The organism is Haloarchaeobius marinus, from assembly GCF_051207415.1.
In the GTDB taxonomy this organism is placed as follows: Archaea; Halobacteriota; Halobacteria; order Halobacteriales; family Natrialbaceae; genus Haloarchaeobius.
This window is the reverse complement of sequence record NZ_JBPKGD010000007.1, coordinates 1-12,489: the sequence shown is the minus strand read 5'-3', so window position 1 is coordinate 12,489 and position 12,489 is coordinate 1. Positions and strand designations below refer to the sequence as shown.

General features: G+C 68.9%; 13 protein-coding genes, 1 rRNA gene and 1 pseudogene. 8 read left to right on the top strand and 7 right to left on the bottom strand.

Annotated features, from left to right (window positions below; genetic code table 11):
• On the top strand, window positions 1–1,092 hold the full coding sequence (locus tag ACSC1W_RS19230) for a TIGR04053 family radical SAM/SPASM domain-containing protein (protein WP_435349315.1): 1,092 nt from the start codon (window positions 1–3) through the stop codon (window positions 1,090–1,092).
• The gene (locus ACSC1W_RS19225; RefSeq protein ID WP_435349313.1) at window positions 1,089–1,385 is read left to right on the top strand and encodes a hypothetical protein; all 297 of its coding nucleotides are present in this window, start codon (window positions 1,089–1,091) and stop codon (window positions 1,383–1,385) included. The genes ACSC1W_RS19230 and ACSC1W_RS19225 overlap by 4 nt, the downstream gene beginning before the upstream one ends.
• Here ACSC1W_RS19225 and ACSC1W_RS19220 read toward each other — a convergent pair.
• A complete protein-coding gene (locus tag ACSC1W_RS19220) occupies window positions 1,382–2,596 on the bottom strand; it encodes a TIGR04347 family pseudo-SAM/SPASM protein (protein WP_435349312.1) in 1,215 nt (404 codons plus the stop codon). The genes ACSC1W_RS19225 and ACSC1W_RS19220 overlap by 4 nt on opposite strands.
• Window positions 2,593–2,907: an Htur_1727 family rSAM-partnered candidate RiPP gene (locus tag ACSC1W_RS19215; protein ID WP_435349310.1), complete on the bottom strand. Its 315-nt coding sequence runs from the start codon at window positions 2,905–2,907 to the stop codon at window positions 2,593–2,595. Before ACSC1W_RS19215 ends, ACSC1W_RS19220 begins: the two co-directional genes overlap by 4 nt.
• A gap of 114 nt (window positions 2,908–3,021) precedes the next feature.
• On the opposite strand from ACSC1W_RS19215, the gene ACSC1W_RS19210 reads away from it, so the two are divergent.
• The gene (locus tag ACSC1W_RS19210) at window positions 3,022–3,615 is read left to right on the top strand and encodes a DUF7998 family protein (RefSeq protein WP_435349308.1); all 594 of its coding nucleotides are present in this window, start codon (window positions 3,022–3,024) and stop codon (window positions 3,613–3,615) included.
• 12 nt (window positions 3,616–3,627) lie between these two features.
• On the opposite strand, the gene ACSC1W_RS19205 is transcribed toward ACSC1W_RS19210, so the two are convergent.
• From ACSC1W_RS19205 to ACSC1W_RS19195, 3 genes are all read right to left on the bottom strand, one after another.
• On the bottom strand, window positions 3,628–3,915 hold the full coding sequence (locus ACSC1W_RS19205; RefSeq protein WP_435349307.1) for a cupin domain-containing protein: 288 nt from the start codon (window positions 3,913–3,915) through the stop codon (window positions 3,628–3,630).
• Window positions 3,916–3,984: 69 nt separating this feature from the next.
• Window positions 3,985–5,301 carry a hypothetical protein gene (locus ACSC1W_RS19200; RefSeq protein WP_435349305.1) on the bottom strand — a complete coding sequence of 439 codons (1,317 nt, stop codon included), beginning with the start codon at window positions 5,299–5,301 and terminating at the stop codon, window positions 3,985–3,987.
• A 177-nt stretch (window positions 5,302–5,478) separates the two neighbouring features.
• Window positions 5,479–6,048, bottom strand: coding sequence for a tRNA (cytidine(56)-2'-O)-methyltransferase (locus tag ACSC1W_RS19195; RefSeq protein ID WP_435349304.1), 570 nt, complete (start codon window positions 6,046–6,048; stop codon window positions 5,479–5,481).
• A gap of 176 nt (window positions 6,049–6,224) precedes the next feature.
• Between ACSC1W_RS19195 and ACSC1W_RS19190 the strand changes: the two genes are divergently transcribed.
• From ACSC1W_RS19190 to ACSC1W_RS19175, 4 genes and pseudogenes are all read left to right on the top strand, one after another.
• A complete protein-coding gene (locus tag ACSC1W_RS19190) occupies window positions 6,225–6,437 on the top strand; it encodes a dodecin family protein (protein ID WP_435349302.1) in 213 nt (70 codons plus the stop codon).
• 114 nt (window positions 6,438–6,551) lie between these two features.
• Window positions 6,552–7,451 (top strand): SDR family NAD(P)-dependent oxidoreductase, encoded by a 900-nt coding sequence (locus tag ACSC1W_RS19185; RefSeq protein ID WP_435349301.1) that lies wholly within the window; start codon window positions 6,552–6,554, stop codon window positions 7,449–7,451.
• A 63-nt stretch (window positions 7,452–7,514) separates the two neighbouring features.
• The gene (locus tag ACSC1W_RS19180) at window positions 7,515–8,459 is read left to right on the top strand and encodes an NAD-dependent epimerase/dehydratase family protein (RefSeq protein WP_435349299.1); all 945 of its coding nucleotides are present in this window, start codon (window positions 7,515–7,517) and stop codon (window positions 8,457–8,459) included.
• A 40-nt stretch (window positions 8,460–8,499) separates the two neighbouring features.
• Window positions 8,500–9,036: pseudogene (locus tag ACSC1W_RS19175) on the top strand (GNAT family N-acetyltransferase).
• 48 nt (window positions 9,037–9,084) lie between these two features.
• Here ACSC1W_RS19175 and ACSC1W_RS19170 read toward each other — a convergent pair.
• Together ACSC1W_RS19170 and ACSC1W_RS19165 are read right to left on the bottom strand one after the other, a co-directional pair.
• Window positions 9,085–10,239 carry a S8 family serine peptidase gene (locus ACSC1W_RS19170; RefSeq protein WP_435349298.1) on the bottom strand — a complete coding sequence of 385 codons (1,155 nt, stop codon included), beginning with the start codon at window positions 10,237–10,239 and terminating at the stop codon, window positions 9,085–9,087.
• Between the two features lie 201 nt (window positions 10,240–10,440).
• The gene (locus tag ACSC1W_RS19165) at window positions 10,441–11,619 is read right to left on the bottom strand and encodes a S8 family peptidase (RefSeq protein WP_435349296.1); all 1,179 of its coding nucleotides are present in this window, start codon (window positions 11,617–11,619) and stop codon (window positions 10,441–10,443) included.
• A 565-nt stretch (window positions 11,620–12,184) separates the two neighbouring features.
• On the opposite strand from ACSC1W_RS19165, the gene ACSC1W_RS19160 reads away from it, so the two are divergent.
• Window positions 12,185–12,489 (top strand): 16S ribosomal RNA (locus ACSC1W_RS19160); the annotation flags it as partial.

Here is a 12,489-nt window from a genome sequence, read left to right as displayed (position 1 = left end):
ATGCACGTCGACACCGACGAGCGCCCGTTCGTGCTCGTCTGGGAACTGACACAGGCGTGCGAACTCGCGTGCGAGCACTGCCGTGCCGACGCGAGACCGCACCGGCACCCCGACGAACTGACGACGGAGGAGGGCAGACGACTGCTCGACGACGTCGCCCGGTTCGCCGACGGACAGATCGTCGTCCTCTCCGGCGGGGACCCGCTGGCCCGCGACGACGCCGTCGACCTGGTCGAGTACGGCACCGGGACCGGCCTCCGGATGACGATGACCCCGAGTGGCACCTCGTCGCTCACCCGTGAGCGACTGGAGTCGCTGGCCGACGCCGGGCTTCGACGCCTCGCGCTGAGCATCGACGGCGGGTCGCCGGCCAGCCACGACTCGTTCCGGGGCGAGTCGGGAAGCTTCGAATCGACTCTCCGGGCGGCGCGCGAGGCACGGGACGTCGGGCTCCCGGTACAGGTCAACACGACCGTCTGTGCGTCGACCGTAGACGGCCTCCCGGCCGTCCGGGACCTGGTCGACGACCTCGGGGCCGTACTCTGGTCGGTGTTCTTCCTCGTCCCCGTCGGTCGTGGCAGCGTCCTCGACCCGGTGTCGCCCGAGCGCGCAGACCGGGTGATGTCGTGGCTCCACGACGTACGCGAGACCGCCGACTTCGGCGTCAAGACCACCGAGGCACCCCAGTACCGTCGCGTCGGCCTCCAGGACCGCCGGAGCGACGGGACCGGACGCGACGGCGACGGTCCGCCAGGGAGCATCGGCCGTCGTGCCGGTATCACCGCCGGCGACGGGTTCGCGTTCGTCAGCCACGTCGGCGAGGTGTACCCGTCGGGCTTCCTGCCCGAGTCGGCGGGCAACGTCCGCGAGCGGAGCGTCGTCGACCTCTACCGCGACGCACCCCTGTTCGAGCGACTGCGAGACCCCGACCTGCTCCGCGGGAAGTGCGGCGCGTGCGAGTTCCGGACCGTCTGCGGCGGGAGCCGGTCGCGTGCCTACGCCCACACCGGTGACCCGCTGGAGAGCGACCCGCTCTGTCCGTACGTCCCCGACGGCTACGACGGTCCGCTGACGGAACCGACCCGGGGATGACAGGGTCGACGGACGCCCCGGACCCAGACGGCGAATCCGGACCGGACGCGCTCGACCGCGTCGAGGCGCGGGCACGCCGGGTCGAACGCGAGGCGGTCGAACGGGCCTGTTCCCGACTGGCGGCCCGCGGCGAGGTGACGCCGAAACGTCGACGGACGGTCGCGGCCCTCGCGGCCCGCCTGCGGGCACGACTGGTCGACGACGTCGTCGCCCGGGCCGCCGTCGACGGGTCGGACGAGTCGGCGGTCGACCCGGAGGTGGTCGCAGCCCTGTTCGACGTCGAGCGGGACTAGTCCGCCGACGAGTCGGCGCCGAGGGAACCGGCGGGGGCGCGCTCCGCGTCAGTGAGGTAGCACTGCGGGTCGGGCGCGAACGGGTCGTCGTGTGCCGCGAGCGCCCGGAGACGCGACGCCCCCCGACAGACCGACTGGTACCGGCAGGTGGCACACCGCCCCGAGAGGTGGACCTCGCGCTCGCGGAGTCTGGCCAGCAGTGGGTTCGACTCGTCCTCCCAGACGTCACCGAACGGCCGGTCGCGGACGTTCCCGAGGGAGTACCCCTGCCAGAACTGGGTGAGGTGGACGTTGCCCTGGTAGTCCACGTCGGCCACGCGCTCGCCGGCGGGGTCACCGCCGTTGCGTTCGAGGAGTCGGTGCACGCGACGGGCGTGGTCCTCGCCGAGGTGCGTCCGGGCGTACTCGACGAGGTAGGCGGCGTCGGCGTAGTTGCCGACGAGCAGCGTCTCTATCTCCTGGCCCCGGTCGTGGTACGCCCGGGTCAAATCACAGAGTTCGCTGACGGCGGCGCGCCTCTCCTCCGGCGTGAGGTCGGCGTCGCTGATGTCGGCACCGCGACCGCCGTAATCGAGGTGGTAGAAGCAGAACCTGTCGACCCCGACGTCGTGCAACAGGGAGACCACCCCGGTCAGGTCGTCGGCGTTGTGCCGCGTGATGGTGTACCGGAGGCCGGTCTTCAGGCCGACGTCGAGGAACGCCTCGATGCCCCGGACGGCAGCGTCGAACGCGCCCTCCTCGCCCCGGAAGGCGTCGTTGCGCTCGGGCAGGCCGTCGACCGAGACGCCAGCGTAGGCGAGACCGGCGTCGCGCAGGGCCGCGGCACGACCGGGCGTCGCGAGCGTCCCGTTCGTCGAGAGCACGGGCCGGAGGCCCCTGTCGGCGGCGTGACCGACGAGTTCCACCAGGTCGTCGCGGACCAGCGGTTCGCCCCCGGAGAACAGGACGACTGGGACGCCGTAGTCCGCCAGGTCGTCGAGCAATCGCTTCCCCTCGGTCGTACTCAGTTCGCCCGGTGCGAGGTCGGTGTCGGCGCTCGCGTAGCAGTGTCGACACCTGAGGTTGCACTGCTTCGTGCAGTTCCAGACGACGACGGGCCGGCGCTGCTTCCGGTCGGTTATCTGGGGCCTGGACGACCCGCCGGCGTCGTCGTACCGGAGGCCGTCGCTCTCCGCGTCGACGTCGCAGAGGAGTTTGCTAATCGAGATCATTGGCGGTCGGTCGGCCCTCCGTCCGTGGACGCGTCGCCGGTTTCGACGGTGGTCGCGGGTGCGGGAACACGCTGGTCGTCCAGCGTCTCGCCGGCGTAGCGGACCACCTCGCCGGCCGGACAGAGCCAGATGTCGGACACGGCCGGGTCGAACAACCGGGCCGCGTGCTCGTGGGCGGCGTCGGCGTCCCCCGCCGTGACGCTGCCGACGTGTCTGAGTGCCCCGTCGCGGTCGGGCCGGACGAACACCTCCCACTCGCGGCCGGTCGCCGACCGCGGTCCGTCGCTCACCCTCGCTCGTCGTTCTGTCATGGGCGATGCTTGCCGTCCCCGGGATAAGGTCGCTCCGGGGATTCCAGGGGGCGGAGAACGACTCCGAACACGTTCGGGACAGGAGGAAGGCGAAAGGAGGTCGTACGAGCTGTCATGAACGGATTCACCTCGCCGTTCGGCGAGTCGGCGGACACCTTCGACGACGCCGGGACTTTCGTCCCCGAACACCTCCCCGACCCCGGGCCGTTCCTCGCAGACCACCGGGTCCTCGACGGCGACGAGCACTGTGCGGTCCACGAGACGGCTGCCGACCTGTTCGAGGAGCGTGGCGTCTACGACATGACCTTCGGCTACAACCTCGCACGGCTCAACCGGGACCAGCGCCACCCCGATGCCGGCTACCGGTACGCCGTCGAGGAACCGGCCGGGGACCGCAGCGATGCCGTCCTGCGCGCCGAGTTCACCCCGACGACGCCGTTCTGCCCCCAGAGCCACACGCTCGCCATCGGGTCCTTCCGGGCGTGGAACGACCTGCGCGAGCGCCACGAGTTCGACCGCGTCCGGATACGGGTCCACCCGATGCACCACCGGAGCAGTGACATCAACGACACGCTGGCGACGCTCGGCGAGCGGTTCGCCGAGACCGGGTCGGTGCCCGACCCCGCGGACGTCGAGGGCGTCGTCGGGTCCGCCGACGGGTCGGCCGGTACCGGTGGTCGGCGACCCGACCTGGACGCACCCTTCTGAGGGCGGTCGTCGCTAGACGAACGTCACCAGCGCCGTACTCGCCTCCCTCGCGTGCGGTGCGATGTCGACGTCGCCGTCGAACCGGGCCAGGTCGCCCGCCGCCAGTTCGAGCACGTCGTCGTCGAGTGCGAGGTCTATCCGGCCGTCGAGGACGTGGAACACCACTGTGGCGTCGGGGTGGCGGTGCTCGGGGAGGCGCTGGTCGGCGGTCAGTTCCAGGCGCACGACCCATGGGTCGGAGTCGAACACGGTCGCGTGGGGCGTCGCTGCCAGCTCGTCGAGGGAGACGACGTCGGTCATAGGTCCCGCTTCTCGTCCCGGTCGAATCCTGCTTCTCCCGAATATGTTCGGGTGTCCTGTGGACGGTCGTCAGTCGTCGACGGTCGACCCGACCAGCGTCACGACGACTCCGTCGCCGTGGTGCCGGACGACCCCGGCGAGGTTGCCCGCGAAGACGACGACGCCGAGGAGCAAGGTCGTCCCGCCCGCGACCGTCACCCAGTCGGGGACGGTGGCGACGTCGGCGACGACGAGCGAGGCGGCGCCGAGGAGGACCAGCGCGAAGTCGGCGGCGGCGAGGCGGCCGTCGTAGAGGTCGTCGACCATCGGCACCGGTTCGTATCCGAGGCGGTCGGCGTATCGATGGACCCAGACGACGAACGGGACCACGTGGTACAGCGTCCCGAGGACGACGAAGCCGACGACGAACAGGGCGAGCAGGGCCAACCCGGTGCCGAATCGTGCGTCCGTGGCGAGGGGGTCACGGAGCCAGGCCCACCCGGCGAGGACGGCCCAGACGACCATCGCGACGGCAGCGACGGCGTACCGGGTCAGCATCGGCGTCCGGGGAACCCGGGCGGCCCGTAGCCGACGGGCGAGGACGACGCCGACGGCGGCGACGCTCGCCGCCACGAGGACCCCGCCGACACGGGCCAGGAGCACGTCGGCGAGCAGGCGACCGGCGGCGAGTGCGAGGACGCCGACGGGGTAGGCGGCGCTCTCTCCGGTCACGAGGGCGTCGTCGAGTCGGTCCAGTTCGGTCTGCGTGAACATCGTCGCAAGCTGGTACAGCGCCCCGAAGACGGTGGTCAGCACCGCCCCGAATACCGCGAGCGTCGCGTGGGTCGCGACGACCCGCGTCCGGGGAACCGTCGTCGCGTCGAAGAGCGGTCGGGTGAAGTCGGCCGCGAGCAGGACCCCGAGGAGCGTCACGAGGACGAAGAACCCGAGCGCGAGCGCGAAGTGTCGCTCCGTCACGTCGAGGGGTCGGGCGCTCCAGAGGGTCCGCCCGACGTTGTAGACGAACGTCCAGAAGCCGAGTGCGAGGGCCGTCCCCGCGACCGGGAGCACCGCGAGTCGGGTCGTGAGCATCGCCGCGACGAGTCCGGTGACGCCGCCGGCGACGAGCCACAACTGGGCCGTCGCGAGGCGCCGGGAGTGCAGGGTCACGCCGGCCCAGACCGGAACGAACTGGGTCATCGCGCCGACGATGGTGAGACAGACCCACCCCACCAGCAGCAGGTGGACCTGCGCTAGCGAGGCGAGTCCCACCGGGTCACCGACGGCGACGACAGCGCGGAGCGCCGCCGCCGCGACGAGGAAGCCGAGTGCCACGAGGAAGTGCCGGAGCGGAATCGCCATCGGCGGCTGACTGTCGGTATCCACGTCGCCCGGAATCGCGCTCATGTGCGACGGTACGGCCCGCCTCGTCGTGGGCGGTGTCACGAACGTGTTCGGGAGCACGGAGTGGGGCCGTGAACCGGCCCGCCCTGTGGCAGGGGCGAGTCACCCTACGGAGCGGACCATCGAATGTGTCCGGCCGAACCCGTTCGGGCACGGCTGGTCGGCCCATCGTATCGGCGTTCAGTCGGTCGAACCGTCCGGCACGTCCCCGGCCTCGTCGGTCGGGACGACGCGCTTGCCCGTCTCGGTGGGGACGACGGTCCGGTCGGCGTCGGTCCACTCGCGGTCGAGTTCCCGGCCCTCGAACAGTCGGTCGAGGAAGACGGCGAGGCCGGCCACCTCGGAGTGGGGCTGGTTCGTCACCGCGACGTTGTAGTCGGCGCGTTCGTACACGTCGAAGGGCACCTTCTCGGAACCGACGACGACGAGGAGCGGTTCCCCGTCGTGGGCATCGCGGATGTCGGCTTCTACGTCCTGGACGCGCTCGCCGTACATCGTCAGGTGGACGACGACGCCGTCCCAGTTCCGGACGACGCCGGCCGGGGAGTCGGTGAGTTCGACCGTGAAGGGGCCGCCGAAGCGACCGGTGATGTCCTCGACGGTCCGGCGCGACTGGTCGGCGTTGTCCGGGTATATCACCCGGTCCGCCCCCAGCGCGCGCGCCGTCAGCCCGACGTGCGTCGTCATCCGGTCGTCCCGGCCCGGTCGGTGGGCGAGGCGCAGGACGGCCACCTCGGGTTCTCCGTGCATACGCCCGGGTACGCCCGTCGTTCGTTAGGGGGTTTCGCTTCGGTGGCGCTCCAGGCGTCGGTCGCGGGGGTCGCTGTGCAGGGACAGGGGTAAGACGGGGTTACCGGGGACCGTCGCTCCGCAGTGCGTACTAGCACCTTCCTAGCTAAATGCCTCCCCGACGCACGTTCACTGCCATGACGGCAGTCAAGATAATCAAAGTGCTCGGAACGTCGTCGGAATCGTGGGAGGACGCGGCCCACGAGGCGGTCGCACAGGCGAGCGAGACGGTCCACGACATCCACGGCGTCGAGGTGGAGGACTGGACGGCCAACGTCGAGAACGGGCAGATAACGGAGTACAAGACCACGGTCGAGATCGCGTTCCCGGTCCAGCACGGGGGAGAGTGAAGCCTCGCGTGCGTCTCGTCCCGGACGACTAGTTACCAGGAACCGACCGCGGTGGGACCGGCCGCGACGCCCGGACCGACCACGCTTATTCGGTGGGCGGCCCAACCGCCGTCCATGACCAGACCGGAAGTCCTCGCAGGCGTCGACGACGTGGCCCTCGACGGGCGGACCGTCCTCGTGACCGGCGCGACCAGTGGCGTCGGCCGCGAGACGGCCCTCGCCCTCGGACGCCTCGGTGCCCGCGTGCTCGCCCACGGGCGGAACCGCGAGGCGGGCCAGGCGCTGGCCGACGACCTCCGTGCCCTCGACGCGGACCCCGTGTTCCTACGCGCCGACTTCTCCGACCCGGAGGCACCGACCGCGCTCGCCGGGGCGGTCGCGGAACGCGTCGACGCCCTGGACGTCCTCGTGAACAACGCGGGTGCGTACTTCGGGGAGGGGCGACTCGTCGACGGCGTCGAACTGACCTTCAGGGTGAACCACCTCGCGCCGTTCGAGCTCACCCGTGCCCTGTCGGACACCCTCGCCGACGACGGCCGGGTCGTCACGGTCGCGAGCGCCGTCCACCCGCGGGCGGACGCCAGCGACCTCACGCTGGACGCCGTCACGTCGGTCGAAGACTACGACGGGTTCCAGGCGTATGCACGGTCGAAACTCGCGAACGTGCTGTTCACCCGGGAACTCTCCCGGCGCGACCCGGGCCGACTCGTGAACTGCTGTCACCCCGGGCTGGTTCCCGGGAGCGGCCTCTGGCGAGACGCCCCGTTCCGGGTCAGCGTCGCCGTGCGCCTGCTCGCGGCCCTGCCGAACCCCCTCCTCGAACGGGTCGCCGACAGCCCGCGGTCCGCGGCGGCGACCAGCGTCTTCCTCGCGGCCGGAGACTACGACGTGACCGGCGACTACTTCAGCGACTGCGAACCGACCGAGCCGTCGCCGACCGCCCGGGACGACGAACTGGCCCGCGACCTCTGGACCCTGAGCGAGCGACTGCTCGGTGGCCCCGACGGTGAGTGACCGGGGAGACGGTCCTGCGAGGAGACCAGAACACACTTGCCGGGTGGTCACACACCCGAGGACATGGACCTCACCGACAGGCACGTCGTCATCACCGGCGCGGCCGGACTCGTCGGGTCGCACCTCGCCGAGGTACTCCGCGACGACAACCACGTCGTCGCCGTCGACGACCTCTCGAAGGGGAGTCGCGAGCGCGTCCCCGAGGGTGTCGAGTTCCGGAAGCGAGACGTGACCGACCCCGACGACGTCGCCGACGTCGTCACCGAGGACATAGACGTCGTCTTTCACTTCGCCGCCTACACCGACACGAACTACGAGGACGACCGCCAGCTGTTCGAGGAGAACACCGAGATGACGTACAACGTCCTCGAACGCATGGACGAGGTCGGCGTCGACAAACTGGCCTTCACCTCCTCCTCGACGGTGTACGGCGAAGCCCCCATGCCGACGCCCGAAGACTACGCCCCGCTGGAGCCCATCAGCATCTACGGGGCGTCCAAACTGGCCGACGAGGGTCTGCTCTCGACGTACGCCCACTCCTACGGGATGCAGGTCTGGTGCTACCGGTTCGCCAACATCGTCGGCCCGAACCAGCGCGGGAACGTCGTCCCCGACTTCATCGAGAAGTTGCTCGACGACCCCGAGACACTGACCATCCTCGGCGACGGTCGCCAGGAGAAGTCGTACCTCCACGTCGAGGACTGCGTCGAGGCGATGTGCCACGTCGTCGAACACGCCGACGCCGACTTCAACGTCTACAACCTCGGGACGCGGACGACCACGTCGGTCACGACCATCGCGGACATCGTCGCGGACGAGATGGGACTCGACCCCGACTACGAGTTCACCGGTGGCGACCGCGGCTGGACCGGCGACGTGCCGAAGATGCGCCTGTCCATCGAGAAGCTCTCGGCGCTCGGCTGGGAACCAGACCGGTCCAGCGACGAATCCGTCCGCGAGGCGACGCGCCAGCTGGTCGACGAACTGCGGGCGGAACGCCACGCCTGACTCCCCGAACTATTTACTCTGCCTGGGCGAACGCCGGGCCATGCCCGGTGCACGCTTCCTCCAGGGCGACCGAGTCACCCTCCGGACCATCGAGGACGAGGACCGCGACCACCTCCAGCGAGCACGGAACGACCCCGACGCCCGCCTGTTCTCGGGCGGCCCGCCCGAACCGTTCGACGAACACGACACCGACGGCTACCTCGACTGGCTCAGGAGCGACGACACTCACGCACTGGCAATCTGCGTCGACGGCGAGTACGTCGGCACGGTGACGCTGAAGAACGTCCGTCGACCCCACGACGTCGCGACCGCCGGCGTCACCGTCGTCCCGGAGGCCTAGGGCAACGGCTACGCGACCGAGGCCTGTACGCTCCTGTTCGACTACGGCTTCGACCAGCTCGGGTTGCACAAGATAGCGGCGAACGTCTTCGCGTTCAACGAACCGTCGCAGGCGCTCGTCGAGTCGCTCGGGTTCACCCACGAGGGGACGAACCGGGAAGAACGGTTCGCCGACGGCGAGTACCACGACGTCTACCGGTACGGCGTGCTCGCCAGGGAGTGGCGCACGCGGAAGTAGTACGGTTCCGGTTCGAGAACGGCGTTCGCGTACGGGGACCGGTCGCGTTCAGTTGTCCGAGGAGTCGAGACCCAGCGCAGCGGCGGCGTCGAGCAGCCCCGCACCCTGGTCGTTCGAAGCGAGGCCGAGGTCCTCGGCGGTCGACGTGAGCTGGTCGCGGGCCTCGGTGTTGGTGTAGCCGTTGGCCATCAACTGCCCACCGGCACCGGAGACGTGCGGGCACGCCATCGAGGTGCCGGAGAACGTGTCGTAGCCGCCGGGAATCGTCGAGTAGATGTCCGACCCGGGCGCGGCGATCTCGACCTCCGGCCCCGTCGAGGAGAAACTCGACAGGCCGTCGCTGCTGTTGGTCGAGGAGACGGCGATGAACTCGTCGTAGGCGGCGGGGTAGCCGACGCAGTCGGTACACGGACCGCTGTTACCTGCAGCGGCTACCAGCAGCACGCCCTTGCCGTAGGCGTACACGCCGGCGTCCTTGACCGCCTGCGAACCGGAACTCGCGCCGAGGCTCAGGCTGGCGACGTCCCAGCCCTGGTCGGCGACGTACTCGATGCCGGCGGCGACGTCGGAGAACGACCCGCTGCCGCGCTTGTCGAGGACCTTGACGGCGTGCAGCGTCGCCTCCGTGGAGACGCCGACGACGCCCTGGTTGTTGTTGACGGCGTCGGCGATGCCGGCGCAGTGGGTGCCGTGGTCGTTGTCGTCGTCCCAGTCGTACCGGCACGACTTCGGGCCGCCTCTGCAGGAGACGAACGAGGTGCCCGACCCCAGGTTGGCCTGCAGGTCGGGGTGGTCGGAGTCGATGCCCGTGTCGACGATGGCGATGTCGGCACCGGCGCCCGTCTCGCCGTTGGCGTGGGCGACGTCGGCGTCCACCCGGTCGATGCCCCATGGCTGTGTCTGAGCCAGGGCGTACATCGTGCCGTTCTCCTCGACGTACCGCACGTTCGGGTTGTTCGCGAGTCCCTCGGCCGCCTGCGCCGTGGCCCGGATGGTGACGGCGTCGAACGCGAACTCGCGGACGACGCTGTCCGCCGCAGACAGCGCCGCGCTCCGTCCCGCCTGTCCGTCGAACCCGACGTTCAACTCGACGATGTCGCCCGGCTTCGCACTGCTGAGGCCGGCGATGCCGGTCATCGCGAGTGCGCCGCTGGTCGCTTTCAGTACCTTCCGCCGCGTCGGATGTGTGTCTTTACCAGACATACTTTGCAATGGTGATTGCCAATAGCTATTAAGCGTGTGGGTTGCGGAAATGTAGCTCGAACGTCCTATTCCGTTAATATTATTAAGCATTTCCGGTATCGGTTACCAGAAATTTTTTGAAATCTGTAACGAAGTACCCGTGAGTCGATGGCCCCCACCAGCGTCGAGCGGTCCGGGTTCGGGGTCGGACGACCGGAACGGTCAGTCGTCGGACGAGTCGAGACCCAGTGCGGCAGCCACGTCGAGCAGGCCGTTTCCGGATTCGTTCGCCGAGAGGCCGATGTCTTCGGCCGTCGACCCGAGCGTGTCCCGTGCCTGACTGGCGCTCTCGCCGTCGGCCATCAACTGCCCACCGGCGCCGGCGACGTGGGGACACGCCATCGAGGTCCCCGAGAACGAGTCAGTCCCACCGGGGACCGTCGAGGTGATGTCCGACCCGGGGGCCGCGATCTCGACCTCCGGTCCCTGGCTGGAGAAGCTCGATAGCTGGTCGTCCTGATTCGTCGAGGAGACGGCCATCACGGTGTCGTAGGCGGCGGGGTAGCCGACGCAGTCGGTACACTCCCCGGAGTTCCCCGCGGCGGCGACGAGGAGGACGCCGTTGTCGACCGCGTACTGGCAGGCGTCCTCGACGGTCTGCGAACTCGACCCGCCGAGGCTCATGCTGCCGACGTCCCAGCCCTGGTCGGCGACGTACTCGATGCCGGCGGCGATGTCCGAGTACGACCCCGACCCCTGGCAGTCGAGGACCTTGACGGCGTGCAGCGTCGCCTCCGTGGAGACGCCGACGACGTCCTCCGAGTTGTTCACCGCGTTGGCGATGCCGGCGCAGTGGGTGCCGTGGTCGTTGTCGTCGTCCCAGGACTCGTTACACGCGTTGCCGTTGCCGGCGAACCAGCAGATGAACCCGCCGCCGCCGCAGGACGCGACCGCGTGGCCTTCGCCGAGGTTGGCCTGCAGGTCGAGGTGGTCGGAGTCGATGCCCGTGTCGACGATGGCGATGTCGGCACCGGCGCCCGTCTCGCCGTTGGCGTGGGCGACGTCCGCGTCCACACGGTCGATGCCCCACGGTTCCGTCTGTGCGAGGGCCTCCATCGTGCCGTTCTCCTCGACGTACCGCACGTTCGGGTCGTCGGACAGTCGCTCGGCGGCCTGTCGGGGCGCCCGTATCGTCACCGCGTCGAAGGCGAACTCCCGGACCACGTCGTCCGCCACGTCCAGGGCCGTGGCACGGCCCGACCGGGACGTGAACCCGACGTTGAGTTCGAGTTGCTCAGCGGGTGCTCCCGCGCTGACGCCGGCGATGCCACTCATCGCGAGTGCGCCGCTGGTCGCTTTCAGCACCTTCCGTCGACTCGCACACCGGTCATTACCAGACATTGCAATTAAAGGCAATTACCGATAGAGATTTAGCTATTGTGTTTAACTAGTTATGATTATTGCACGAACGGATGTCGTGTGGTTGCCAACCGACGGTGAACGTCTCTACGTGGTCAGTATGGGTGACCAACCGGTTCACTGCACTCCTGGTGGACGGCCGCCGGGGTTCGGTGGCTCCCGAGCCGGTCGGCTGGTCCGTCCTGACAGGTCAGGTAACTGGAGTCGCACGTGCGTGCGCGTAATCAAGAAATCATCTCGGTTGCGGTCGCAGGTCGATGCCTGCGGGCGATGGGAACCCGTAGCAGGCGGCGTCCGATTCGCAGGTCTTTTATATTCAACCGGTATTCGTAACTAATGCGAAGGACGCCCCGGAGGGCGACTCCCCCGGGACGTCACGGTCGTACCGGTCACACGGTGCGACCAGAGTCATGAGGATTCCACCCCTGCGGTCCGCCGTACACGATGGAATCTGATGTGAGCCTTGGTGGTTCGGCGACATCCGGTCGGACGTCGTCGACCACACCTCGAAAGCAATTTCCGCCAACCCCCGTGCTTCGCACGGGACATTCCGGTTGATCCTGCCGGAGGTCATTGCTATCGGGATTCGATTTAGCCATGCTAGTCGCACGGGTTCAGACCCGTGGCAGATAGCTCAGTAACACGTGGCCAAACTGCCCTGTGGACTGGAATAACCTCGGGAAACTGAGGCTAATGCCAGATACAGCTCGTCACCTGGAGTGGTACGAGCACCAAAGACTACGGTGCCACAGGATGTGGCTGCGGCCGATTAGGTAGACGGTGGGGTAACGGCCCACCGTGCCGATAATCGGTATAGGTTGTGAGAGCAAGAGCCTAGAGACGGAATCTGAG

Excerpts from the sequence above, each read along its gene's own strand:
- ACSC1W_RS19180 (WP_435349299.1), top strand. The coding sequence starts at position 7,515 with ATGGACCTCACCGACAGGCACGTCGTCATCACCGGCGCGGCCGGACTC.
- ACSC1W_RS19200 (WP_435349305.1), bottom strand. The coding sequence starts at position 5,301 with ATGAGCGCGATTCCGGGCGACGTGGATACCGACAGTCAGCCGCCGATG.
- ACSC1W_RS19195 (WP_435349304.1), bottom strand. The coding sequence starts at position 6,048 with ATGCACGGAGAACCCGAGGTGGCCGTCCTGCGCCTCGCCCACCGACCG.
- ACSC1W_RS19220 (WP_435349312.1), bottom strand. The coding sequence starts at position 2,596 with ATGATCTCGATTAGCAAACTCCTCTGCGACGTCGACGCGGAGAGCGAC.
- ACSC1W_RS19170 (WP_435349298.1), bottom strand. The coding sequence starts at position 10,239 with ATGTCTGGTAAAGACACACATCCGACGCGGCGGAAGGTACTGAAAGCG.
- ACSC1W_RS19215 (WP_435349310.1), bottom strand. The coding sequence starts at position 2,907 with ATGACAGAACGACGAGCGAGGGTGAGCGACGGACCGCGGTCGGCGACC.
- ACSC1W_RS19165 (WP_435349296.1), bottom strand. The coding sequence starts at position 11,619 with ATGTCTGGTAATGACCGGTGTGCGAGTCGACGGAAGGTGCTGAAAGCG.
- ACSC1W_RS19230 (WP_435349315.1), top strand. The coding sequence starts at position 1 with ATGCACGTCGACACCGACGAGCGCCCGTTCGTGCTCGTCTGGGAACTG.
- ACSC1W_RS19205 (WP_435349307.1), bottom strand. The coding sequence starts at position 3,915 with ATGACCGACGTCGTCTCCCTCGACGAGCTGGCAGCGACGCCCCACGCG.
- ACSC1W_RS19185 (WP_435349301.1), top strand. The coding sequence starts at position 6,552 with ATGACCAGACCGGAAGTCCTCGCAGGCGTCGACGACGTGGCCCTCGAC.
- ACSC1W_RS19210 (WP_435349308.1), top strand. The coding sequence starts at position 3,022 with ATGAACGGATTCACCTCGCCGTTCGGCGAGTCGGCGGACACCTTCGAC.
- ACSC1W_RS19190 (WP_435349302.1), top strand. The coding sequence starts at position 6,225 with ATGACGGCAGTCAAGATAATCAAAGTGCTCGGAACGTCGTCGGAATCG.
- ACSC1W_RS19225 (WP_435349313.1), top strand. The coding sequence starts at position 1,089 with ATGACAGGGTCGACGGACGCCCCGGACCCAGACGGCGAATCCGGACCG.